The sequence below is a fragment of the Desulfobulbus rhabdoformis genome (genome assembly GCF_016919065.1).
Taxonomy (GTDB): domain Bacteria; phylum Desulfobacterota; class Desulfobulbia; order Desulfobulbales; family Desulfobulbaceae; genus Desulfobulbus; species Desulfobulbus rhabdoformis.
The window spans coordinates 1-415 of record NZ_JAFFQA010000174.1 but is presented as its reverse complement, the minus strand read 5'-3'; the positions used below and the strand labels follow the sequence as shown (position 1 = coordinate 415).

The 415-nt window shown below is 44.1% G+C and carries 1 protein-coding gene; it reads right to left on the bottom strand.

Annotated features, from left to right (window positions below; all coding sequences use genetic code 11):
• Positions 1-208: 208 nt before the first annotated feature.
• The coding region (locus JWJ90_RS22965; RefSeq protein WP_205229527.1) for a hypothetical protein at positions 209-415 on the bottom strand (207 nt) is incomplete at its 5' end.

Genomic DNA, 415 nt, shown 5'->3' with positions numbered 1-415 from the left:
ATCATGACGTGATGATGATCGAGGGTATCATCGACAGCCACTTGACCGCTCAGTGAACGCAAACCGTGGCAGATGGTCAGAGGACCCCCTGTTTGCAATGAGAAGGTATTCGGGATTTTTACGAGAGGCTGTGATAATTCATGATCCTGCATGACTAAAATCTCATAGAACGATGTCATTCTCATCTTCCTCTTTATTCTTTCTCGGATTACTCCTCATTTGACTGGGATTTTTCCAGGATGGCAATAAGCTGGTCATCTACCGATTGTTCAAGTGCGGTTGCTGCTGCAAAAGCTTGGCTTACAAGCTTCACCAGTTCCGCTGATTCCTCCTTGCCGGCTTTTTCTAAAACATGTCCAAAGCCGTTATATAGACTGGATAAACCGATATTTTTGTATGCTATAGACAGCAAAAG